Annotated in this window: 21 protein-coding genes and 1 pseudogene; 9 read left to right on the top strand and 13 right to left on the bottom strand. The window is 73.4% G+C overall.

What is annotated here, in order from left to right; all coding sequences use genetic code 11:
- Positions 1–28: 28 nt before the first annotated feature.
- From AB0B01_RS10230 to AB0B01_RS10210, 5 genes and pseudogenes are all read left to right on the top strand, one after another.
- On the top strand, positions 29–1,393 hold the full coding sequence (locus AB0B01_RS10230; protein WP_361715241.1) for a DUF1343 domain-containing protein: 1,365 nt from the start codon (positions 29–31) through the stop codon (positions 1,391–1,393).
- Positions 1,394–1,469: 76 nt separating this feature from the next.
- Positions 1,470–2,870, top strand: coding sequence for a serine-threonine protein kinase (locus tag AB0B01_RS10225; RefSeq protein ID WP_361715238.1), 1,401 nt, complete (start codon positions 1,470–1,472; stop codon positions 2,868–2,870).
- 148 nt (positions 2,871–3,018) lie between these two features.
- On the top strand, positions 3,019–3,642 hold the full coding sequence (locus AB0B01_RS10220) for a hypothetical protein (protein ID WP_361715235.1): 624 nt from the start codon (positions 3,019–3,021) through the stop codon (positions 3,640–3,642).
- A 28-nt stretch (positions 3,643–3,670) separates the two neighbouring features.
- Positions 3,671–3,979, top strand: a pseudogene (locus AB0B01_RS10215) (3-keto-5-aminohexanoate cleavage protein); the annotation flags it as partial.
- Positions 3,980–4,218: 239 nt separating this feature from the next.
- Positions 4,219–4,428: a 3-keto-5-aminohexanoate cleavage protein gene (locus AB0B01_RS10210; protein ID WP_361715232.1), complete on the top strand. Its 210-nt coding sequence runs from the start codon at positions 4,219–4,221 to the stop codon at positions 4,426–4,428.
- Here the strand turns inward: AB0B01_RS10210 and soxR are convergent.
- The gene (gene soxR / locus AB0B01_RS10205) at positions 4,409–4,852 is read right to left on the bottom strand and encodes a redox-sensitive transcriptional activator SoxR (RefSeq protein WP_361715229.1); all 444 of its coding nucleotides are present in this window, start codon (positions 4,850–4,852) and stop codon (positions 4,409–4,411) included. The two genes, AB0B01_RS10210 and soxR, sit on opposite strands and share 20 nt — an antisense overlap.
- A gap of 105 nt (positions 4,853–4,957) precedes the next feature.
- Between soxR and AB0B01_RS10200 the strand changes: the two genes are divergently transcribed.
- Entirely contained in the window at positions 4,958–5,419 is a 462-nt protein-coding gene (locus tag AB0B01_RS10200; protein ID WP_361715373.1) for a MaoC family dehydratase, read from the top strand.
- 18 nt (positions 5,420–5,437) lie between these two features.
- Here AB0B01_RS10200 and AB0B01_RS10195 read toward each other — a convergent pair whose 3' ends face one another.
- The 3 genes from AB0B01_RS10195 to AB0B01_RS10185 form a co-directional block, all read right to left on the bottom strand.
- A complete protein-coding gene (locus AB0B01_RS10195) occupies positions 5,438–6,094 on the bottom strand; it encodes a TetR/AcrR family transcriptional regulator (RefSeq protein ID WP_361715226.1) in 657 nt (218 codons plus the stop codon).
- An 86-nt stretch (positions 6,095–6,180) separates the two neighbouring features.
- Positions 6,181–6,471, bottom strand: coding sequence for a YiaA/YiaB family inner membrane protein (locus AB0B01_RS10190; protein WP_361715223.1), 291 nt, complete (start codon positions 6,469–6,471; stop codon positions 6,181–6,183).
- A gap of 60 nt (positions 6,472–6,531) precedes the next feature.
- Entirely contained in the window at positions 6,532–7,683 is a 1,152-nt protein-coding gene (locus tag AB0B01_RS10185) for an acyl-CoA dehydrogenase family protein (RefSeq protein ID WP_361715220.1), read from the bottom strand.
- Positions 7,684–7,781: 98 nt separating this feature from the next.
- On the opposite strand from AB0B01_RS10185, the gene AB0B01_RS10180 reads away from it, so the two are divergent.
- A complete protein-coding gene (locus AB0B01_RS10180) occupies positions 7,782–8,429 on the top strand; it encodes a TetR/AcrR family transcriptional regulator C-terminal domain-containing protein (RefSeq protein WP_361715217.1) in 648 nt (215 codons plus the stop codon).
- 72 nt (positions 8,430–8,501) lie between these two features.
- Here the strand turns inward: AB0B01_RS10180 and AB0B01_RS10175 are convergent, their stop codons facing one another.
- The 8 genes from AB0B01_RS10175 to AB0B01_RS10140 form a co-directional block, all read right to left on the bottom strand.
- Positions 8,502–9,581, bottom strand: a complete 1,080-nt coding sequence (locus AB0B01_RS10175; protein WP_361715370.1) for a Zn-dependent alcohol dehydrogenase — start codon at positions 9,579–9,581, stop codon at positions 8,502–8,504.
- A gap of 26 nt (positions 9,582–9,607) precedes the next feature.
- Positions 9,608–11,020 (bottom strand): aldehyde dehydrogenase family protein, encoded by a 1,413-nt coding sequence (locus AB0B01_RS10170; RefSeq protein WP_361715214.1) that lies wholly within the window; start codon positions 11,018–11,020, stop codon positions 9,608–9,610.
- A gap of 100 nt (positions 11,021–11,120) precedes the next feature.
- Positions 11,121–12,614 (bottom strand): citrate:proton symporter, encoded by a 1,494-nt coding sequence (locus AB0B01_RS10165; RefSeq protein ID WP_361715211.1) that lies wholly within the window; start codon positions 12,612–12,614, stop codon positions 11,121–11,123.
- Between the two features lie 73 nt (positions 12,615–12,687).
- Positions 12,688–14,940 carry a molybdopterin-dependent oxidoreductase gene (locus AB0B01_RS10160; RefSeq protein WP_361715208.1) on the bottom strand — a complete coding sequence of 751 codons (2,253 nt, stop codon included), beginning with the start codon at positions 14,938–14,940 and terminating at the stop codon, positions 12,688–12,690.
- A 173-nt stretch (positions 14,941–15,113) separates the two neighbouring features.
- On the bottom strand, positions 15,114–15,773 hold the full coding sequence (locus tag AB0B01_RS10155) for a TetR/AcrR family transcriptional regulator (protein ID WP_361715205.1): 660 nt from the start codon (positions 15,771–15,773) through the stop codon (positions 15,114–15,116).
- Positions 15,770–17,089 carry a hypothetical protein gene (locus tag AB0B01_RS10150; protein ID WP_361715368.1) on the bottom strand — a complete coding sequence of 440 codons (1,320 nt, stop codon included), beginning with the start codon at positions 17,087–17,089 and terminating at the stop codon, positions 15,770–15,772. The genes AB0B01_RS10155 and AB0B01_RS10150 overlap by 4 nt, the downstream gene beginning before the upstream one ends.
- A 65-nt stretch (positions 17,090–17,154) precedes the next feature.
- Positions 17,155–17,997: a hypothetical protein gene (locus tag AB0B01_RS10145; RefSeq protein WP_361715365.1), complete on the bottom strand. Its 843-nt coding sequence runs from the start codon at positions 17,995–17,997 to the stop codon at positions 17,155–17,157.
- A 128-nt stretch (positions 17,998–18,125) separates the two neighbouring features.
- Positions 18,126–20,204, bottom strand: coding sequence for a right-handed parallel beta-helix repeat-containing protein (locus AB0B01_RS10140; RefSeq protein ID WP_361715202.1), 2,079 nt, complete (start codon positions 20,202–20,204; stop codon positions 18,126–18,128).
- Positions 20,205–20,341: 137 nt separating this feature from the next.
- On the opposite strand from AB0B01_RS10140, the gene hmgA reads away from it, so the two are divergent.
- Both hmgA and AB0B01_RS10130 read left to right on the top strand, forming a co-directional pair.
- Positions 20,342–21,658 carry a homogentisate 1,2-dioxygenase gene (gene hmgA, locus AB0B01_RS10135; protein ID WP_361715199.1) on the top strand — a complete coding sequence of 439 codons (1,317 nt, stop codon included), beginning with the start codon at positions 20,342–20,344 and terminating at the stop codon, positions 21,656–21,658.
- A 54-nt stretch (positions 21,659–21,712) separates the two neighbouring features.
- Positions 21,713–22,462, top strand: coding sequence for a GntR family transcriptional regulator (locus AB0B01_RS10130; protein WP_361715196.1), 750 nt, complete (start codon positions 21,713–21,715; stop codon positions 22,460–22,462).
- A 45-nt stretch (positions 22,463–22,507) separates the two neighbouring features.
- Here the strand turns inward: AB0B01_RS10130 and AB0B01_RS10125 are convergent, their stop codons facing one another.
- Positions 22,508–22,672 (bottom strand): hypothetical protein, encoded by a 165-nt coding sequence (locus AB0B01_RS10125; protein ID WP_361715193.1) that lies wholly within the window; start codon positions 22,670–22,672, stop codon positions 22,508–22,510.
- Between the last annotated feature and the right edge of the window lie 94 nt (positions 22,673–22,766).

Genomic DNA, 22,766 nt, shown 5'->3' with positions numbered 1-22,766 from the left:
GAAGGGGGCCGACGGCTAGCGTGGCGCGATGAGTCTGTCGCGACGGGGGCTGCTGGGACTGGTGGGGACGGCGGGGGCCTTGGGCGTGGCAGCGGGCCCGGCGGGTGCGGTTCCGGCGGATGCTGTTGCGTCGGGTGCGGCTGCGTCGGGTGGGGCTGTGGCCTCGGCGGCGCGGGCCCCCGCGGGCACGGCCCGGGCGGCGCGGGCCCCCGCGGGTCCGGCCTCGGCGGCGCCGCGCGCCGACCGGGTGCGCACCGGTTTCGAGCAGCTCGCGGCGGACGGGTACGGGCTGCTCGCCGGCCGCCGGATCGGAGTGGTCACCAACCCCACCGGGATCACCGCGGACGCCCGCCACCTGGTGGACGTCCTGCACGCGGACCCGCGGGTGGACCTGGTCGCCGTATTCGGCCCCGAGCACGGCTTCCGCGGGACGGCCCAGGCCGGCGGCTCCGAGGGGGCCGGCCGGGACCCGGCGACCGGGCTCCCGGTGTACGACACGTACGGCAAGAGCGGGCAGCAGCTCGCGGACGTGTTCACCGCGGCCGGCGCCGACACCGTCGTCTTCGACATCCAGGACGTCGGGGCCCGCTTCTACACCTACATCTGGACCCTGTACGACTGCATGCAGGCGGCGGCACTGGCCGGCAAGGCGGTGGTGGTCCTGGACCGGCCCAACCCCGTGGGCGGCAGGCGGGCCGCCGGGCCGGTGCTGGAGCGGCCGTACGCGAGTTTCGTGGGCCGGGAGCCGATCGCGCTCGCGCACGGGATGACGGCCGCCGAGCTGGCGCTGCTGTTCAACGGGGAGTTCCTGGCGGCCCGGCCCGTGCGGCTGCACACGGTGGCGATGACCGGCTGGAGCCGGGGCTGCCTCCATGCCTCGACGGGCCTGCCCTGGGTGCCGCCGAGCCCGAACATGCCCACCCCCGACACGGCCCTGGCGTACGCCGGGACCTGCCTGTTCGAGGGCACCAACCTGTCCGAGGGGCGCGGGACGACCACCCCGTTCGAGGTGCTCGGCGCGGAGGGGATCGACCGGCGGTGGGCGGAGGCGGCCGACGCCCTGGGGCTGCCGGGGGTGTGGATCCGGGAGGCGTACTTCACGCCGACCTCCTCCAAGCACGCCGGGAAGGTGTGCGGCGGCGTCCGGCTGCTCGTGCACGACCCGGAGGCCTTCGATCCGGTCCTGACCGGGGTCGGGCTGCTGGTCACCGCGCGGCGGACGTGGAGCGGCTTCGCGTGGCGTACCGACCACTGGATCGACCGGCTGACCGGCTCCGACCGGGTCCGGCGGATGGTGGACGCGGGGGCGGGAGCCGAGGAGATCGCGGCCGACTGGGCAGCGGGCCTGGCGCGGTTCGCGACGGTGCGGGAGAAGTACCTGCTGTATCCGTAGGCGCACGGGTCTGGCCGGGCGGCGGGCGCAGCAGGATGCTGGACGGCACCGGAGGCGCGGCACGGAGGGGGACCCCATGTCGGACGGAACGGTTGCGGGTGGCGGGAGCGGGAGCGGTGACGGGAGCGGGGCCGGGGGCGGGGGCGGGGGCGGGCGCAGAACCGCCGCCGCGGCCGGGGTCGGCGTCCGGCCGTACGCGGAGCTGACCTTCGACGCCGAGGGCGACGCGGACCGGGCCACGCGGGAGGCGGTGGCCGCGATGGAGGCCACCGACCTGCTGGTCTTCGCGCACGGGTGGAACAGCGACCGGTCCACCTCCACCCGCCTCTTCGACCGCTTCTACGCCCCCTTCCCCCAACTGGCGGGACCGCGGATACGGCTCGGCTACGTCGGGGTCGTATGGCCCTCGATCCGGTTCTCGGACGAGCCGATCCCGGACTTCGAGCTTCCCGCCGCACTGGCCGGGGACGCCGCCGCGGCGGGACTGGACACCGAAACCCGGCGGGCTCTCGGGGAGTTCTGGCCGGGCCGCGAGGAGGAGCTCGACCGGATCGCCGAACTGCTGCGGGAGCGGCCCCGTTCGACGGCGGCCCTGGTCGAATTCGGCGCGCTGGTCAGGGAGGTGGCGGGAGTGGCCGTCGCCGACGGGACGCCGGGCGCGGTGCCCTCGGCGGAGGTGCCCGCCATCTTCACGCGGGACGTGCTGGAGGTCTGCCGGGCCTTCGCCGACGCGCTCGCCCGGGCCGGCGCACCGGTCGGCGCGAGCCCCGCGGGCAGCGCCGGCGTGCAGGCCCCCTCCTCCGGCGCGGGCGACCCGCAGTCCCTGTGGAACGGCGCCAAGGAACTGCTGCGCCAGGCCACGTACTACCAGATGAAGCGCCGCGCCGGGGTCGTCGGCGAGCACGGCCTCGGGCCGGTGCTGGCGGATCTGGCCGGACGCCGGCCGGGGCTGCGGATCCACCTGGTCGGACACAGCTTCGGCGCGCGGGTGGTGTCCTTCGCGCTGCGTGCGGTCCCGGACGGCTCCCGGTACGTGAAGTCCGCGACCCTGCTGCAAGGCGCCTTCTCGCACTACGCTTTCGCGGACCGGCTCCCGCACGCCGGGAACAGCGGCGGCGCCCTGCGCGGTATGCAGCGCAGGGTCGACGGCCCGGTGGTGGCCTGCCACTCCCCGCACGACACCGCGCTCGCGGTCTTCTACCCGCTGGCCTCCCGGATGGCAGGGGATTCAGCCGGTCTTCTCGGCTTCGACGAGCGGTGGGGCGCGATCGGCCACGACGGGGTGCAGGCGGTGCCGGGCGCCGCGCGCCTCACCCTGGACGCGGCGCTGCGCGAGGGGGTCCCGGCGGCCGGTTGCGTCAGCGTGGACGCCGGATCGGTGGTGCGGCGCGGGGGTCCGCCCTCGGGGGCGCACAGCGACGTCTGCCACGAGGAGCTGGCCCGCGTCGTGGTTTCTGCGGGGCGCATGGGGCGCTGACTTTCGGCCATGTGCCACCCACACGCCTCGACCGCCCCCGCATGCGCCCGCACCTGGCCGGGCATGTTGGGCACATCTCACGGTGCGTCGTCGTTCGATCCAGTACGACGCGCTGATGCCGGCGTGGCGCGACGGAGGTGAAGGTGTGATGGCGGGGTTTCGGAGTCTGGCCTACCAGGTGCGGGACGCACGCAATGACCGTGCCCTGCGGCGCCATTCGCTGCGCCGCTGCCTGGAGCGGTTCGCTCCGTACGGGCATCGGGCGACGTGGTGGCATCTGTGCGACCGGCACGGGATCGCTCCCGAGGACCGGGCGGCGGATCCGCAGCGGCTGGTCGCGGCGTTGGAGGAGCTGGAGGAGGCGCGGGCGGTCTGGCTGGAGTACGAGCGCCAGTTCGCGGAGCGGCGCCGCCGCGAGAAGCACCACGGGCTGCGCCGGCCGGAGTGGGCGTGGGGCGGCAGCGGGGACGCGGTGGTGCGGTGCGCGGATCCCGGCGTGCGCCCCGAGGGCACCCTGGGCGAGGTGTTGCGGCGCCTCGTGACGGCGCTGGAGTCCGAGCCGGGGACGGGCTGTCCGGTGTGCGGGGAGCAGGAGCTGCACTGGCGGGCGCCGGCGCCGGGCCCGAGACGGGGGCGCCGGGCGGGACACGGGCCCTGGGAGGGGGCCTGGGCCTGGGACGGGCCGGTGTGCGCGGGCTGCGGGATCGTCGTGCCCAGACCGGCTCTGGCGGAGCCCACCGTCTTCCCGTCGCTCTCGGCGGGGGCCGCGTGAGGCTGCCCGGGGACGGGGCGGGGCCCGCGTGAGGCTGATCCAGGTGTCGTTGAACGGGGCGCGGGTGGCCGCGGACGGTGCTGCCGTGCCCATGAGCCCGCGGGATCTGGCGGAGGCGGCGCTGGGGGCGGTCGCCGCGGGGGCCGGGGAGGTGCTGGTGCATCCGCGGACTCCGTGCGGCCGGGAGAGCCTGTCGCCGCGGGTGGTGGGGCCGGTGCTGGAGGCGTTGCGGGGCGCGGGGGTCCCCGTACCGCTCTCGGTGTGCGCGAGCATCGCGGCCGAACCGGATCCGGCGGGGCGAGCGGCGCGGGTGCGGTCGTGGGTGGTGCTGCCGGAGCGGGCGGCGGTGCACTGGGTGGAGCCGGGGGCCACGGAGCTGGTACGGGCTCTGCTGGAGCGGGGCGTGGCGGTGGACGCGGTGGTTCCGGCGGGGTGGGACGCCGGGCCGGTGCCGCGGGATCCGCGGGTGCGGCTGGTGGTGGAGTCCCGGCGGCCGGCCCGGGGGCGGGACGGGGGCCGGGGTGGGGTCGGGGGCCGGAACCGGTCCCGGTCCCGGGTCGGTGGGCTCCGGGGCAGGTGCTGCTGTTCGGGCGGGAGGCCGCGGCCTGGCCGGTGCTGCGGCTGGCGGCTCGGCGCGGTACCGGGATGCGGATCGGGGTGGGCGACGTACTGCACCTGCGCGACGGACGGCCCGCGCGGTCGAATGCGGAGCTGGTGGCCGCCGCCGTACGGGAGGCGGCGGCGCAGGCGGCCGGAGCCGGCTCCGCTACAGCCGGGAGCCGGTGAGCTGTTCGCCGAAGACGTCGTCCGGATTGGACAGCGCGCAGTTCTTCAGCGAGAGGCAGCCGCAGCCGATGCAGTCGGTCAAGTGGTCGCGCAGCCTCATCAGTTGGTTGATCCGCTGGTCGAGCTCCGTGCGCCAGGCCTCGGAGAGCTTCGCCCAGTCCTCGCGGGTGGGGGTGCGGCCCTCGGGGAGCTGGGCCAGCGCGTCGCGGATGGCGGCGAGCGGGATGCCGACGCGCTGGGCGGCGCGTACGAAGGCGACCCGGCGCAGCGCCTCGCGGGTGTAGCGGCGCTGGTTGCCGGAGGTGCGGCGGCTGCTGATCAGGCCCTTGGCCTCGTAGAAGTGCAGCGCGGAGACGGCCGCGCCGCTGCGGGCGGACAGCTGGCCGACACTGAGCTCGTGGATGTTCTCGGGAATCTGCGGCACGAGGCCGAGGGTAGTCGGCCGGTCCGACATCCGTTGACAGATAGATACGGCCCCAGCATGCTGAGCAAGCGCTTATTCGTCGGAGCGCCAGGGAGAGGGAGACGCATGGCCGAGCCGAGGATCTTCACATCCGCCGAGGAGCTGCGCGCCGGAATCGGCACCCGGCTCGGCCCGAGCGACTGGCTGGAGGTGGACCAGAAGCGGATCGACCTGTTCGCGGACGCGACCGGCGACCACCAGTGGATCCACGTGGACCCGGAGCGCGCGGCGGGCGGACCCTTCGGTTCCACCATCGCGCACGGCTATCTGACGCTCTCACTGCTGCCGAGTCTGGTGCCGCAGATCATGCGGGTCGAAGGCATGCGCATGGGCATCAACTACGGGACGAACAAGGTGCGTTTCCCGGCTCCGGTGCCGGTCGGCTCGCGGCTGCGGGCCACCGCCGTGATCACGGACGTCACCGAGGCGGGTGGCGGCGTGCAGGTCACGGCGACGGTGACCGTCGAGCGCGACGGCGGCGAGAAGCCGGTGTGCGTGGCGGAGTCGGTGTCCCGGTACTACTTCTGAGCCCGGGCCTCCCGGGCTCTACCCCTGCGGGACGTCGGGGGCCGGTACGGCGGCGGGAGTCGCGCCCACCATGCGGAGCACGAGGTCGGCGTAGAGGGCGGCGACCTCGTCGGGGGTGCGTCGGCCGTCCACCCTGAACCAGCGGGCCACGTCGATGCACAGGGACAGGACGGCGAGGGTGGTGCCGGGCACGTCCGGCACGTCGAACTCCCCCGCCGCGACCCCTTCGGCGAGGATGCGGCGTACGGCGGCGTCGCTCTGGCGGCGCAGCGCCACGATTTCGGAGCGGTGCTCCGGAGCGAGAGCATCGAGCTCGTACTGGACCACCCGTGCCGTGGTGTGGTGCGCTGCGTGCCAGAGCACGAAGGACCGTACGGCCGCGTCGAGCCGCTCGGCGGCGCCGCCGGGGCCGGAGGCGGCACTTTCCAGGATGTCGAGGGCCTTGTCGTGGCCGATCCGGCTGATCCGGTGGAGCAGCTCTTCCTTGGTCTTGTAGTGGATGTAGAGCGCCGCGGGGCTCATACCGGCGCGCCCTGCAATGTCACGTGTGGTGGTGGCGTGGTACCCGCGCTCCGCAAACGCGTCGACCGCGGCGACGAGCAGCCGTCGCGCCGCGTCGGGGGTGACCTCCGACCACGGCTGGTAGCCGCCGGTCGCCTCTCCCGCGGTGTCCATCGCTCGCTCACCCTCTCCATCCTGTAGGAATGCACACCTTACCGGAGGGTGAGCAAGCGCTTAGAGGACCTGGACGCTCCCTCGGGTCAGACCTTCGGCTGGAAGGGGTCGTAATCGGCCATGATCTTCTCCATCCGGGCCTGGTCGACACGGGTGACGATCTGGGTGAGCTCCTGGCGGTCGCGGATCACCTTGGCCAGGGTGAAGGCCGAGGTCGTGAGGTAGAGGACGGCGATGCCGAGGAAGGCGCGGACCCAGCCGTCGGCCTCCAACTGGTAGATCCCGACGGCCACCGCGCCGATCGCGATGGCGAAGGAGGCCACGGCCTGGCCGTAGTACGCCCCCGTGTTCTTCTGCTTGACCGGTGTCTCGTTCATGGCCCCAGCATCGGGCCGCAGTGACCGGCGCCACATCCGCGCAGGTACTCAGGCGCGTACTCAGAACGCGGAAACCCCGGTGTGGGCGCGGCCGATGAGCAGCTTCTGGATCTGGCTGGTGCCCTCGTACAGGGTCATGACGCGGGCGTCGCGCAGCAGTTTGCCGGCCGGATACTCGTCGATGTAGCCGTAACCGCCGTGCACCTGCAGGGCGTTGCTCGCGGCGCGCACGGCGGCCTCCGAGGCGAAGAGCTTGGCGGTGGAGGACTCGGTGGCGAAGGGCCTGCCGCGGTCGATGAGGTCGGCGACGCGCCAGGTCAGCAGCCGGGCCGCGTCCACGTCGACCGCGATGTCGGCGATCAGCTCCTGGACCAGTTGGTGGTGGGCGATGGGCTTGCCGAACTGCTCGCGCTGGGCGGCGTACGAGACGGCCGCGTCCAGTGCCGCCTGCGCGATGCCGACGCACCCGGCGGCGACCGACATCCGGCCCTTGGCGAGGGCGGACATGGCCACCGAGAAGCCCTTGCCCGCAGGACCGAGCAGGGCGGAGGAGGGGACGCGCACGTCGTCGAGGGTGATCTCGGCGGTGGCCTGGCCGCGCAGGCCGAGCTTGCCGTGGATCTCGCGGCGGGTGAGCCCGGGGGTGTCGGTGGGGACGAGGAAGGCGGAGATGCCGCGGTGGCCGGGCTCCTCGCCCGTGCGGGCGAAGAGCAGGACCACATCGGCCCAGGTGCCGTTGGTGATGAACATCTTGCTGCCGCTGAGGGCGTACGCGTCTCCCCGGCGCACGGCGCGGGTGGTGAGGCCGGCGGCGTCGGAGCCGGTACCGGGCTCGGTGAGGCCGAAGCAGCCGAGCGCGTCGCCGGAGCAGAGGCGCGGCAGCCAGCCGTGCTTCTGCTCCTCGTTACCCCAGGCCGCGATGGACTTGGCGACCAGGCCGAGGGAGACGGAGACGATGCCGCGCACCGCGGAGTCGCCTCGTCCGAGCTCCTCGGTGGCGAGCACGTAGGACAGGTGGTCGCCGCCGGAGCCGCCGTACTCCTCGGGGACGGTCAGGCCGAGGAAGCCGAGCGCGCCGAGCTTCCTCACGATGGCCCGGTCCACGCTCTCGGCGCGGTCCCACGCGGCGACGTACGGGACCACCTCGCGCTCGGTGAACGCGCGGGCCAGGTCGCGTACCGCGGTCTGCTCCTCGCTGAGCTCCAGATTCACCGGGCACCTCCGGGCGGGACGGGGGACGGGACGGGCGGCGGCCGGGCGCTTTAACTAGCACCGGTAGTTTATTCGGGCCAGGCCCTACTATGTGGCGCATGGCCAGACCGCGCAAGCCCCTCCTGAGCAGAGACCGCATCGTCGAGGCGGCGGGCGCGCTGGTGGACGCGGAGGGGCTGGAGGCGGTGTCGACGCGGCGGCTGGCCGCTGCACTGGGGGTCAGCGGGCCCTCCCTGTACAACCACTTCCGCACGAAGGACGAGATCCTGGACGCGGTCGCGGACGCGGTGAGCGCGCGGGTCGACCTGTCGATGTTCGAGGCGGGAGCGGGGCGGGACTGGCGGGGTGCCCTGCACGACTGGGCGCACTCCTACCGGGACGCGCTGGCCGACCACCCGAACATCGTGCCGGTGCTGGCGCGGGGTCCGGGGCGCCGGCCGGCGGGTCTGAGGCTGGCCGACGCCGTGTTTGGTGCGATGACGGCGGCCGGGTGGCCCCCGGCGCAGGCGACCCGGATCGGCGCGCTGATGCGGTACTTCATCCTGGGCTCGGCGGTGGGCTCGTTCGCCCGCGGTTTCGTGGACGACGAAGCGGCGTACGACCCCTCGGACTATCCGCACCTGGGCCAGGCCCACCTGCTGGCCGAGCGTCAGCGCGAGGTGGACGAGGGTGCCTTCGAGACGGGCCTGGCCGCCCTCCTGGACGGGCTGGCCCTCCAGTACGAGGCCCTGAAGGAAACGGCCTGACGAGACGTGGCGGCTCGCCTGCCCCCACGCGCACCCCGCGGAGAACGGGGGCGTGCGGGAGCCGGGAGCGGATCAGAACACGACGAGGGAGCGGCCGCCCTTGCCTGCCAGCATGGCCTCGAAGGCGCCCGGGATGCCGTCCAGGGTGATGCGGTCGGTGACCAGCGAGGCGAGGTCCAGGCGGCCCGCGCGGGCGTGCTCCGCGAGCACCGGGAGATCGCGGGCGGGGTCGCTGTTGCCGTACACGCAGCCGGTGAGGGTGCGGGCGTAGTGGAAGATCTCCAGCGCGTGGAAGGCGACCTGCTGGTCCTTGCCGCCGATGCCGACCACGGTGGTGCGGCCGCCGCGCCGGGTGGAGTCCCAGGCTCCGCGGATGGACTGCGCCCGGCCGACGCATTCGACGGCCACGTCCGCGCCGTGGCCCCCGGTGAGCGCGCGGATCTGCTTGGCGGTGGTGTCGGAGGCGAGCACGAACGCGCTCGCCCCGGCCGCGCGGGCGAGGTCCTCCTTGGCCGGTGAGACGTCGACGGCCACGATCGGGCCGGCCCCGGCGATCCGCGCGGCCTGGAGGGCGGCCAGGCCCACCCCGCCCACCCCGAAGACGGCGACGGACTCGCCGGGGCGGACCTGGGCGCTGTGGTGGACGGCGCCGTAGCCGGTGAGGACCGCGCAGCCGAGGAGGGCGGCCTCGGCCAGCGGGATTCCGGCGGGCGCGGGCAGCACGCAGTTGGCCGCGACCACCGTCTCCTCGGCGAACGCTGCCACGTTCAGTCCCGGGTGCAGGGGCGTTCCCTCGGTGTCGTGGGCGTAGACCGCGCCGACCCCGGTGAGGGCGTTGGCGCAGAGCCAGACCTCGCCGATCGAGCAGTGGTGGCACTGCCCGCAGGACGGGGACCAGTTGAGCACCACGCCGTCGCCGGGGGCGACGTGGGTGACGCCCTCACCGACGGCGAGGACCGTGCCGGCGCCCTCGTGGCCGAGGACGGCGGGGACGGGGACCCGCATGGTGCCGTCGGTGAGGGAGAGGTCGGAGTGGCAGACCCCGGCTGCGGCGAGCCGCACCCGGACCTGCCCGGGGCCGGGATCGGGCAGCACGATCTCCCGTATCTCCAGCGGTGCTCCGACGGCGGGCAGAATGGCGGCGCGGACCATGGTCGTCGTCTCCGTCAACTCGGAACTCAGAACTGCAGGGACTTGGTCTGGAGGTACTCGGCGAGGCCGTGCGGCCCGAGTTCGCGGCCGACTCCGGACTGCTTGTACCCGCCGAAGGGGGCGAGCGGGTTGAAACGGCCGCCGTTGATGTCCACCTGGCCGGTGTCCATGCGGCGGGCGAAGGCGACGGCGGTGGCCTCGTCCGCCGCCCAGACCGCGCCGCCGAGCCCGTACACGGTGCCGTTGGCGATGCGCAGGGCGTCGTCCTCGTCCTCGTACGGGAGGATCGACAGCACGGGGCCGAAGATCTCCTCCTGGGCGATGGCCATGTCGGGGGTGACGTCGGCGAACACGGTCGGGGCGATGAAGTATCCCCGCTCGTGCGGTGCGTCGGGGCCGCCCGCGACCAGGCGCGCGCCCTCCTCGACGCCCTTGGCGATGTATCCGCGCACGCGGTCGCGCTGCTTGGCGTTGACGACCGGGCCGAGGCGGGTGCCCGGGTCGCGGGGGTCGCCGGAGGGGTACTTGGCGACGGCGGCCGCCGCCAGCTCGACGGCCTCCTCGTACTGGTCGCGGTGGACGAGCATCCGGGTGAGCGCGTTGCAGCTCTGACCGCAGTTGTTCATGACGTGGCCCACGCCTGCGGCGACGGCCTTGGGCAGGTCGGCGCCGGGCAGGATGACATTGGCCGATTTGCCGCCCAGTTCGAGGGCGACGCGCTTGACGGCGGCACCGGCCGTGGCACCGATCTGCTTGCCGACCGCGGTGGAGCCGGTGAAGGAGACGAGGTCGACGCCTTCGTGCGCGGCCAGCGCCTGGCCGGCGACCGGGCCGGTCCCGGTCACCAGGTTGAAGACTCCGGCCGGGACCCCCGCCTCGTGCACGGCTTCGGCGAAGAGCTGTGCGGTCAGCGGGGTGTCCTCGGCCGGCTTGAGGACGAGGGTGCAGCCGGCGGCGAGAGCGGGCGCCACCTTGGCAACGATCTGGTGCAGCGGGTAGTTCCAGGGCGTGATGGCCCCGACCACGCCGACCGGCTCCAGGAGCACGGTGGAGTTCCCGATCCGCTCCTCGAAGGCGTACGTTGCGGCCAGCTCGGCGAAGGAGGAGGACACCGCGATCGGCGCCCCGACATGGACCATCTCCGAGAAGCCCAGCGGGGAGCCGAGTTCCGCGGTGATGGTCTCCGCGAACTCGGACTTGCGCGCCACCAGCACATCGCGCAGCGCGGCGATCCGGGCGGCCCGCTCGGCCGGGGCGGTGGCCGCCCAGCCGGGGAGGGCCGCGCGGGCCGCGCGTACCGCCGCGTCCACGTCGTCGGCGCTGCCGGCCGGGACCCCGGCGATGACCTGTTCGTCGGCCGGGTTGACGACCTCGATCCGGTCGCGTCCGGCGGCGGGCCGCCATGCGCCGCCGATGTACATCCCGTCGTGGGCCTTCATGGCATTCCTCCCGAGCACGCACGAGCGCGTAGACCTGACCTCGCGTGAACACCCTACAAACTAGCGTCGGTAGTTTTCGGCCCGCCAGGGGTCCCGGGCATCAGATGATGCCGAAAAGCATCCCTGCCCCCAGGACGACGAGGGAGGTGAGAGCCGCCCATTTCACGGTGAAACGGGTGTGGTCGCCGAACTCGACCTTGGCCATGCCGACCAGGACGTAGACGGCCGGAACCAGCGGGCTGGACATGTGCAGGGCCTGCCCGACGAGGGAGGCGCGGGCGATTTCGAGCGGGGACACGCCGTGGGCGGCGCCCGCCTCGGCCAGGACGGGCAGCACACCGAAGTAGAAGCCGTCGTTGGACATGAAGTAGGTGAGCGGGAGGCTGAGCAGGCCGGTGACCAGGGCCATGTGCGGGCCCATGCCGTCGGGGATGGCGCCGACGAGCCAGTTGGCCATGTGCTTGACCATGCCGGTGCCGCCGAGGACGCCGGTGAAGACGGCGGCGGCGAAGACCATGCCGGCGACGTTCAGGACGTTGTCGGCGTGGGCGGCGAGTCGGGCCTTCTGGTCCGGCATGTGGGGGAAGTTCACGGTGAGGGCGAGGGCGGCGCCGAGGAGGAACAGCACCGGGATGGGCAGCAGCTCCATGATCATCGCGGTCAGGAGGGCGACGGTCAGGGCGGCGTTGAACCAGTAGAGCCGGGGCCGGAGCGTGGCGCGCCGGGGGTCGAGACCCTGGAACCCCTCTTCGCCCCGGGACCCCTCTTCCGCGGGGGCCGGGACGGGGACGGCCGGTGCGGTGCCGGCGCCCGCGTCCGCACGGGCGCCGGTGCCCGGCCCGGCACCCGAACCGGCCTCGGCCCCGACCCCGGCACCCGCGGCAGTGGCAGTGGCAGTGGCAGTGGCCGGGGACGTGCCCGAACCGGCGGCGACGAGGTTCTCCTGCGCCGACTCCGGGGCCTGCTCCGGGAGCACCAGCGTGCCCAGGCGGCGGCGCTCCTTGAGGCCGAGGACGTACGCCAGGCCGAACACGAAGACCAGGCCGACCGCGAGGGCCGGGATCATCGGGACGAAGATGTCGGCGGCATCCAGCTTGAGGGCGGTGGCGGCACGGGCCGTGGGGCCGCCCCAGGGCAGGGTGTTCATGACACCGTTGGCGGTGGCGGCGACCCCCGTCATCACGACGAGGCTCAAGCCGAGCCGCTTGTAGAGCGGGTACATCGCGGAGACGGTGATCATGAAGGTGGTCGATCCGTCGCCGTCGAGGGAGACGATGGCGGCGAGAACGGCGGTACCGACCACCACCCGCACCGGGTCGGCCTTGCAGAAGCGCAGGATGCCGCGCACGATCGGGTCGAAGAGACCGACGTCGATCATCACGCCGAAGTAGACGATGGCGAACATCAGCATGGCGGCGGTCGGCGCGAGTTTGCCGACCCCGTCGATGACGTAGTCGCCGAGGTGGGCGCCCTTTCCTGCGAAGACGCAGAAGAGCGCGGGGATCAGGACGAGCGCCGCGATGGGCGACATTTTCTTCATCATGATCAGCACCAGGAAGGTGGCGATCATGGCGAAGCCGAGGAAGGTCAGCATGCAGGGAACGTAGGTGCCTCCGTTCCCCGCCAACAAGACGTCGAGCCATGAGCAATACGAGCAAAACCCCAGCTCAGGAGAGGGGTGTCAGCTCCACTGGGAAGCCGTTGAGCACCGCCGTGCCCGACAGCGGGTCGAGCCGCGAGCCGTCGATGAGCTGGTTGACGTTGACTCCGGGGTCGGCGGAGGCCACCGAGAGCCGGGCGCCGTCGCGGTCGTGGCCCCAGCCGTGCGGGAGGCTCACCACGCCCGTCCGGACGGTGTCGGTCACCTCGACGGGGACCTCCAGGCTGCCGCCGTCAGCGGTGATCCGGGCCCGGCCGCCCTGGGTGAGGCCGATCCGGTCCGCGTCCTCGGGATGGACCTGGAGGGTGCAGCGGTTGGAACCTCCGGTGAGGGCCGGGACGTTGTGCAACCAGCTGTTGTTGGACCGCAGGTGGCGGCGGCCCACGAGCACCAGCGAGGCGGGGCGGTCGGCGAGCGCCGCGCGCAGCCTGGGCAGCTCGGCCGCGATCGGGTCCGGCAGCAGCTCGATCCTGCCGCTGCGCGTCCTCAGCACGCCCGGGAGCCGGGGCCGCAGCGGGCCCAGGTCGATGCCGTGCGGGTGCGCGAGCAGCTGTTCCAGGCTGAGCGCCGCCTCCGCCCCCTCCGCGGCGGGCTCGGCGCCGAACCGGTCTCCGTACGGGCCGAGTCGCAGCATCAGGTCGAGCCGCCGCTCGGGGCCGCTGTCTCCGGTGAGGAGCCCGGCGAGGCGTGCCGGGTCCTGCCCGTGCAGCGGGGAGTGCGGATCGGCGGTCTCCTTGGCGAGGGTGGCGCGGATGACCGACTCGTCGACGGCGGCGGCCGCCTCGGCGGTGGTGCCGTGCGTGCCGGATACGGCCAGCAGGAGCCGGGCGTGGATCTCGCACTCGTCGAGCCGGCCGGCTTCGAGGGGCACGGCGGCGCGGGTGTAGCGCGCCTGGTTGCGGATGGCGAAGCCGTTGAAGGCGAAGTCGTGGTGGGCGCTTTGCGAAGGCGGGGGCGGAGGCAGTACGACGTGGGCGTGGCGCGAGGTCTCGTTGAGGTACGGGTCGACGCTGACCATGAAGTCGAGCCCGGCCAGCGCCGCGTCGAGGCGTCGGCCGTCGGGGGCGGACAGCACCGGATTGGCCGCGATCGCGATCAGGGCGCGGATCCGCCCCTCCCCCGAGGTCTCGATCTCCTCGGCCAGGGCCGTGATGGGCAGTTCGGCCTTGGCCTCCGGGTGGCCGCCGACCCGGCTGCGCCAGCGGCCGAGGGCGAAGCCCTTGCCGGGCCCGGCGGGGCGTGGCCGCGGACCGGCGGCGGGCAGCGGGAAGAGGGCTCCGCCCGGCTTGTCGAGGTTGCCGGTGAGGATGTTCAGGACATCGACGAGCCAGCTGGCGAGGGTGCCGTACTCGACGGTGCAACTGCCGATCCGTCCGTAGACGGCGGCGGTGGGCGCGGCCGCGAGGGCGCGGGCGAGGTCGCGGATCTCGGCGGCCGGGAGGTCGCAGGCGGGGGCCACGGCCTCGGGAGTGAAACGCGCGAGGGCCTGGCCGAGTTCCCCCAGCCCTTCGGTCTGTTCCTCCAGGTGCGCGGGGGCGGCGAGCTTCTCGGCGAGCAGGGTGTGTGCCAGGGCGGCCAGCAGCAGGGCGTCGCTGCCGGGGCGCGGTGCGAGGTGGCGGTCCGCGAGGCGGGCGGTGCGGGTGCGGCGCGGATCGACGACGACCAGCGTGCCGCCGCGGGCCCGCAGCGCCTTGAGCCGGCCCGGGAAGTCGGGGGCCGTGCACAGGGAGCCGTTGGACTCGACCGGGTTGGCGCCGAGGAGGAGCAGGAAGTCGGTGCGGTCGAGGTCGGGCACCGGGACGGCGAAGGGGTCGCCGAACAGGAGCCCGCTGGAGACGTGTTTGGGCATCTGGTCGAGGGTGCTCGCGGTGAAGAGGTTGCGGGTGCCGAGGGCCTTGAGGAGCAGCGGGGGGTAGAGGGCTCCGGCCATGGTGTGGACGTTCGGGTTGCCGAGGACGACGCCGACCGACTGATTGCCGTACTCCTGCACGAGGGCGGGGACGGCGGAGGCGATGGCCTCGTAGGCCTCGTCCCAAGTGGCTTCGCGGAGTTCGCCGTCGCGGCGGACGAGGGGGGTGCGCAGCCGGTCGGGGTCGGCGTCGAGCGCCCCGAAGGCGGCTCCCTTGGGGCAGATGAAGCCGCGGCTGAACACGTCCTGCCGGTCGCCGCGGGCGCCGGTGACGACACTGCCCTCGATGGTGAGGGTGAGGCCGCAGGTGGCTTCGCAAAGGGGGCAGATGCGCAGGGCGGTGCGGGGCATGGGCCCTCCAGGGCGGCAGGCTGCGGCACGGACACGCGGGCGCCCTGAGCATACCGACCGGTAGGCACGGAGGGGAGGGGGTGCGCGCCTCCGAGTGCGCGGGGCCGGCCCTGGCGGGAGCGTGGCCGGTCAGCCGGTGACGGTCGGTCCGCGGCCGGTCGGCACGTGGCCGGTCAGTCCAGGACGCGGGTGAGATAGGCGTGCATCATCGCCCGCGTCTCGGCCACGATGCCGGGATCGCCGGCCGGGTCGGCCCGGAAGGCCAGGTTCGTCAGGGCGTCGGTGGCCTCGACGGCGACCAGGACGGCGCGTTCCAGGGCGGGGTCGGGGGTCAGCCCGAGGTGCGCAGCGAGCAGTTCGGTGAGGCGTACGGCCACCAGCCGGTTGGGGTCGGCGCCGGGGCCTTCGGGGGGCGGTGCGGGCACCCCGAAGTCGATGAAGGCGAAGCCGGGGACGGTGCGCTTCATGGCGAGGTACTCGTCGAGCACGGCGTCGACGACGGGCCGCCAGTCGGTGGCGGGGAGCGCGGCGAGGCGGTCCGTGATGCCTTCGACGTACCGGTCGAGGTTGCGGTGGGCGAGGGCGAGTGCCATGGCCCGCTTGTTGCCGAAGAAGCGGTAGACGGAGCCGATCGGCACGCCGGCGCGCAGGGCGACGGCCCGCGTGCTGAGGTTCTCGTAGCCCGTCTCGTCGAGGAGTTCGGCGCAGGCGTCGAGGATCCGGGCGAGCCGGTCGGCGCTGCGCTGCTGGATCGGCGTACGGCGCAAGGGGTGGGCGGGGGGCACGGGTCCATCATGCCGGTCCTGGCGTCGTGGTCCAGCAGCCGGTCTCATTTCAGCAGGAGGCCGATGCCTCCGAGGGTGTAAATGATCATCAGCGCCAGCAGGGGCAGCTGGCCTGCGACGGCCTTGGCGGGTGGGAAGAGGCGTACGCAGCGGTCGTGGGCGGCGATCACGCCGAGTACGTGACCGGTGACGACGGCGAGGACCTGGAGGGTGGCGAGACCCCCGGGACCCAGTGGGGGCAAGGGTTGGGGGGCGTTGTCAGTGCCCAGTGCCATGATGACTGTGCGTGGTCCTTCGGTGACGAGAAGGGAGAAGTAGTGAGCGGTGAGATAGCCGAGCGCGATCGGCACGAGTGAGTGCGCGAAGGCGGTCAGTGGGCCGGGGAGCGGGCCGCAGGCGAGGCGGGTGGCCGCCGCGCACAGGCAGTACAGGGTGGCGACGAGGGCGATGGAGCCGAGGAGCCCGAGCGTGGCCGTGGGGGTGCGGCCGAGAGGGGAGGTCTGGATGGTGTTGATCCACGACGGGCTGTCGGAGTAGCCGTCGTAGGCGGTGGAGCCGAGCAGGACGCAGACGCTGGCGACGAGTCCGGGCCGCTCGGGCGTCGCGTCGAGTCCGTCGAAGGGGTTGCGCAGGGCGAGCCGGCCGTCGCTGCGGCGGCCGAGGGGGGAGAGCCGGGCGAAGAGGGCGGAATACGCCTCGAAGGCGTCCGCTTCGGCGAACCAGCGCTCGCCGAAGCGGGCGGCGAGCGCGAGGTGGGCGGTTCCGTAGACGGCGAGGGCGATCAGGAGGGTGGTGGTCGATGCGGGATCGGGGGCGACGAGCTCCAGCCAGGTGAAGGCGAACAGCCCGGCGGCGGCAGGCCACTGCCCGAGCCGGAGGGGAAGGGGGCGCGCAGCCGCAGGCCGGCGGCGGGACGGCAGGCGGCGCACCAGGCGGGACGACAGGCGGTGCAGTGTCCGGAGCGGGTTGAGCAGCCGCCACACAGGGCCGAGCAGAAGGGAGGCGGGGACGAGACCGACCCAGAGGAGGACGTAGACGGCGCCGGGAGCGGGGTTGCGTGCGGGGTCGTCGGGGCCGAGGAGGAGGTGGAGGAGGACGGCGAGCGCGGCGGCCAGGCCCAGGCCGCGCAGGGCGGTGCGGGTGGCCGGCGCGTCGGCCACGCGCTGGAGGACGGCGGGCAGGGGGCGACCGGCGCGGTCGCCGCGGAAACGGGAGGACGACCAGAGCAGGCCGAGCGCAAGGAAGGAGACGAACAGGGCGGCGAAGGCACCGGCGAATGCGTAGAAGGGAGAGATGGGCAGATCGTGCTGGGAGCCGATCCCGTGCGCGAGGACGGTGAGCGGATCGGCCGGGTGAAGGACCACGCCCTGGCCGCCGCCACCGCCCCCGACGCCCGGGGCGGCCCCGGCGGGGATCGGCGCCGGCAGGCTCATCGGACGAGGAGCTGGGTCAGGACGAGGTGGGACTCATGGGTCTCGACCTCGAAGAGACCCGTACGGTCGGCCGTCAGGACCAGGGTGGCCTCCTGGCCTGCGGGCAGGGCGAGTTCCTTGTCGTAGCCGTGGACGTGCAGGGTGTCGGCGCGGTCGCTGGTGACGCGCAGGGCCACGCGCTCGCCGCGCTTCACTTCGGTGCGGCCGGGGGCGGGGGTGACCTTGCCGTCGCGGACGGCGAGGGTGACCCTGCGGTCGGCCCGTGCTTCCGGGGACGGGACCTGCGCTTCCGGGGAGGCGGGCGGGGCGGGGCTGTGGTCCGCCCCCGGGGCCGCGCCGGTACTGGGGCCCGCGCCGGCGGCGGCGGTGAGTCCGGTCGCGGCTTCGACCGGCATTCCGGCGACGGCCCAGGCGGTGTGGTCGTCCGCGTAGAGGCGGACGGTCAGGGTGTGCGCGCCCTCGGGAACCTGCGCCGCGGGCAGGTGGAACCAAGGGCCGTACAGCCGGGCCAGGGTGCGGCCGTCGAGCTCCAGGTGCGCGTGGCCCGCGCCCGGGAGGGCGGCGCCGCCGGTGCTGTCGGGGGTGAAGCGGAAGTTCTTCACCGTCAGTCTGAGGTTCCAGCCGTCCTCGGAGTCGGGGCGGGCGGCGAGCTGGATCTCCGGTGCGCCCTCGGCCGGAATCTCGCGGAGCCGGTGGCCGGCGCCATCGCGGGTGTCGAGCAGGGTGCCCGCGGTGCCGGTGGCCTGCTCGTGGGTGGTGCCGGGTTTGTGGTGGGTGGTGGCCCGCCCGCCGCAGCCCGCCGCCGCACCGCCCACGAGCAGCAGAACGAGCCCGAGCAGGGCGGCGGCCCGGGCCGCCCGTCGCGACCCGGCGCTCCGGCGGCCACGACGCGGCGCCGGGGCCGGCCCGCCGGGGCCGGGCGGGGTCGGGGTCGGCTCGCGGGGGGCGCGGGGGGCGGGCCGGTTCGTCACTGCGGGCCTCCGGCTTCGGCGTGCTGGGGCGGGGTGGGGTCGGCCGGGACGGGGCTGCGGTCGCCCGAGGGGTCGCCGGGGCGGGCCGAAGCGATGACGGCCCACAGGGTCCACACGACGGCCACCACCGCGCGGATCCAGGCGGGGCCGACCGGGGTCCAGGGGATCATCAGCACCCCCTTGTCGAAGGCGTCCAGCAGGGTCAGGGCGGCCAGCAGCAGGGTCAGCCGCGCCAGCCAGGGGCGGGTGGGGCGCAGGGCGAGGCCGGCGCCCGTCCACCACAGGCCGAGCAGGAGCAGGGCCAGCGCCGGGACCGGGGTGGCGGTCAGCGGCGTGGTGGAGCCCCCCACGTCCAGGGCGAGTCCGGCCAGGCCCAGCAGCGACGCCGCCGTGCCCAGGCGGGAGCCACGCAGGCGGCGCCACCACAGCACCCCGCCCACCAGCAGCAGCACCGCCGCGACGGCCAGCGCGATCTGGGTCTCCACCCGCTCAAGACCGCGTGCGCCGTACCAGTCACAGCCGGCCGGGAGCTTGCGGGCCTGCACGTTGTAGTCCGCGCAGACCAGCAGCTGGGCCAGTTTCACCGGCTCGCCCACCAGGCGCGCCGAGCCGCCCGACACCGCTCCCCGGCGGGCTCCGCACTCGGGGAGGGTGCCGGGGGTGGAGCCGTCGGGTCCGGCCTGCCAGCAGTTTCCGCGGCCCTGGCCGTCCCACCACACGTCCATGCCGTTCGGGCGGGCGGCGCCGGAGCGGTCCTTGCCGAGCACGTTGCCCGCGTAACGGTTGTGGTGCGAGGTGTCCGCCTGCTTGGACCAGTCCTCCTCGCCGCGGATGAAGGCGGGCACGGCCGAGAGGAAGAAGCCCGCGCGGCGGTGCCCGTACACCCAGTTGTTCTCGTAGACGTTCCAGTTGCCGCCCGCGGTGATGATGCCGGTGCCCGGCGGCATGGAGATCTGCGGGCATACGACGCCCTGCTCGTAGCCGCGCTCGATCGACGGTTTGGCGCAGGTGCCGTCGGCGACGTGGTGGTAGTAGTCGGCGTTGTTGTCGTGGATGAGGTTGCGTTCGAACTTGGCGTGGTTCTGCGGCAGTCCGGGGTGGCCGGGGAAGGCGCTGTCCATCGAGGCGCCGCCCATGTTCTGGTCGAACTCGTTGTCGTGGACCCACACGGAGTCGCCCGCGGTGCCGGAGTAGCCGACCATGTTGTGGTGGCTGTGGCAGCCGGTGATCTCGATCGAGTAGCGGGGCACGTCGTAGCCGCGGCCGTCGTTGATGTCGGAGGCGCTGCCCGGGTAGATGCCGGAGTCGCCGTTGCCGTAGGACTCGCAGTTCTTGTAGAGCCCGTGGTCGCTGGCGAAGGTGAGGAAGCCGTACTCGTCGTTCCAGCGCGTCAGCACGTCGTCGATGACGAACCCGTCGCCCGCCAGCACGTACAGGGAGTTGAAGGTGGTGCGCTGCGCGGTGAAGTTGCGGAAGTAGATGCCGTTCGACCTGTCCGCGCGGATGGCGTTCAGCTTCTGGTACTTCGCGTCGATGACGACGTCCTGCCGGGAGGCGCCGGTGCCCTCGATCTGGAGGTCGGTCTTGCCGAGGACGGCGACGAGGTTCTGGTTGTGCCGGCACTGCACCTGCTGCTCGTAGGACAGGATCTGGTAGCCGAGTGAGGAGTTTGGGGCCTTCAGCCTCGCGCACTCCCCCGTGGGCGGCGGCAGCGAGGGCTCCTCCTCGTAGAGACCGGGAAGGATCGCGATGTTCATGCCGGGGCGGTCGACGGCGTCCACGGCCTCCTGGAGGTGCCGGTAGCCGCTCTTCTCGCAGCGTTCGTACAGGGCGAGGTTGCGCTGCTTCAGCTCCTGCGGGAACGCGGATATCCGGTGCTCGAAGGCGGCCCGGTCGGTCTTGCAGACCAACAGGTCGGGCTCGGTCGTCCGGTAGCGGGGCACGGACCCGGAGCCGTCCGGGAGGGCCACCGGGCGCTCCTCGTGTGCGCGGGCGGCGGGCGCGGAGGCGAGCAGCGACAGGAGAGCGGCGAGGAGCGCCGCCGGCACGGCAGGGAACCTGCGGGTCCACGACATGCGCGTGAGAGTAGAGCAATGTTCATCTTTTTGGAGCCCCCGCGGCACGGCGAATACCGGCAGGGGGCCATTGACGCGGGCGGCGCAGAATCCTACTGTCAAGCATAGGATTCCTTCGACAGAGCGGGAGCACCCCCATGAGCGAGCAGGCCAGGAAGACGGCGGAGGCGCTGGAGTACCTCACCGGCTTCGGCAACGAGCACAGCTCGGAGGCCGTCCCCGGCGCGCTCCCGCCCGGACGGAACTCGCCCCAGCGCGCGCCCCTCGGGCTGTACGCGGAGCAGCTCAGCGGCAGCGCCTTCACCGAGCCCCGCCGCCACAACCGCCGCTCCTGGCTCTACCGGATCCGCCCCTCCGCCGCCCACCCCGCCTTCACCCGCACCGACAACGGCGCCCTGCGCACCGCGCCCTTCACCGAGGCCCCCGACCCCAACCGGCTGCGCTGGAACCCGCTCCCCGACCCGGCCCCCGGCACCGACTTCCTCGCGGGCCTGTGGACCCTCGGCGGCAACGGCGACGCCACCCAGCGCGCCGGCATGGCCATCCACCTCTACACCGCCAACGCCTCCATGACCGACCGGGTGTTCAGCGACTCCGACGGCGAGCTGCTGATCGTCCCCGAGCGCGGCGGCCTGCTCCTGCGCACCGAGCTCGGCCTGCTCAGCGCCCGTCCCGGCGAGGTGGCCCTGATCCCGCGCGGGATCCGCTTCCGCGTGGAGCTCCTCGACGACGACGCCCCCGCCCGCGGCTACGTCTGCGAGAACTACGGCCGCCCCTTCGAGCTGCCGGACCTCGGCCCCATCGGCGCCAACGGCCTCGCCGCCGCACGGGACTTCAAGGCCCCGGTGGCGGCGTACGAGGACGACGAGCGCCCGACCGAGGTGGTCAACAAGTTCTGCGGCAACCTCTGGTCCGCGACCTACGACCACTCCCCGCTGGACGTCGTCGCCTGGCACGGCACCCACGTCCCCTACGTGTACGACCTGCGCCGCTTCAACGTGCTCGGCTCGATCAGCTACGACCACCCCGACCCGTCGATCTTCACCGTGCTGACCTCGCCCTCCGACACCCCGGGCCTGGCCGGTGTCGACTTCGTGGTCTTCGCCCCGCGCTGGCTGGTCGGCGAGGACACCTTCCGCCCGCCGTACTTCCACCGCAACGTGATGAGCGAGTACATGGGCCTGATCGAGGGCGCCTACGACGCCAAGGCCGAGGGCTTCGTCCCCGGCGGCGGCTCCCTCCACAACATGATGTCGGCCCACGGACCGGACCGGGAGACCTTCGACCGGGCCAGCGCCGCCGAGCTGAAGCCCCAGAAGATCGACGACGGTCTGGCCTTCATGTTCGAGACCCGCTGGCCGATCACCACCACCTCCCAGGCGGCCGGCGCCGACCACCTCCAGCGCGGGTACGACGACGTCTGGCAGGGGCTCGAACGCCACTTCCGCGCCTAGGATGCGGTGGCAGCCCGCCGCACGCCCCCGCGCCTCCCGTACGGAGAACCACCCGTGACCGCCTTCGCCCCCGACTCGCTCGTACTCAACCGGAAGCTGCCGCTCTGGTACCAGGTCTCGCAGTCACTGCGCGCCTCGATACTGGGGCGCACCCCGGACGCCTCGCTGCGCCTGCCCACCGAGGAGCAGCTCGCCGAGCACTACGGGGTGAGCGTGCTGACGATGCGGCAGGCGCTGAAGGAGCTGGAGGGCGAGGGGCTGATCAGCCGGCACCGGCGGCGCGGCACGTTCATCGAGCCGGGGGCGCGACGCGGGGCTCCGGTGCGGCTGCTCGGTTCGGTCGACGCGATCGTGGCGCAGCAGTCGGGCGAACGTACGACGATTCTCGGCCATGCACGGACGGGTGTGCCGGGGGAGCTCCTGGAGCACTTCCCGGACATCCCCGAGGTCGTCACGTACCGCAGGCTGCGCCACGACGGGGAGAGCGGCGAGCCGACCAACTGGGCGGAGAACGCCGTGCGGCCGGAGATCGCGGACGCCGTGGATCTGGCCGATCTCGCCCGCTGGCCGATGACGAAGGTGCTGCGCGACGTGGTGGGCGTGCGGATCAGCCGGATCACGGACACCGTGGAGGCGCGCCTCGCCGACCCGGAGACGGCCGAGCTGCTCCAGGTGCCGCTGCTCAGCCCGATCCTGCACTACACGGGCGTGACGTACGACGAGGACGGCCGGGTCGTGGACGTGGCGCGGATCCGCTATCGCGGTGACCGGTTCTCGTTCACGGTCACCGTCGACGCCCACTGAGCCGGAGCGGGGACGGCGCCGCTTGCGCGCTCTTCCGCTTCGTCGTCACTTCTTCTCGTCGTCGTCCGCGCCGCGCTCGCCCTCGGCCTGGGACGGGGTGGTGCGCATCGTCTCCGCGTGACGCTGCTTCTTCTCCTTCTCGTCCATGTCCTCGTCGAGCCGCTCTCCCTCGGCCTGCGACGGAGTCGAGTATTCGTCGTACTGACTCATGGCCGTCTCCTCGAATCGGTGGGCCGCGGCGACTGATCGCCGCGCATTCCACACGTTCCGTACATAAGGAGCGTAGCTCCGGGACACCGTCGCT

The sequence above is a fragment of the Streptomyces sp. NPDC044571 genome, from assembly GCF_040647115.1.
Lineage (GTDB): Bacteria > Actinomycetota > Actinomycetes > Streptomycetales > Streptomycetaceae > Streptomyces.
This window is presented reverse-complemented; position numbering and strand designations above follow the sequence as displayed.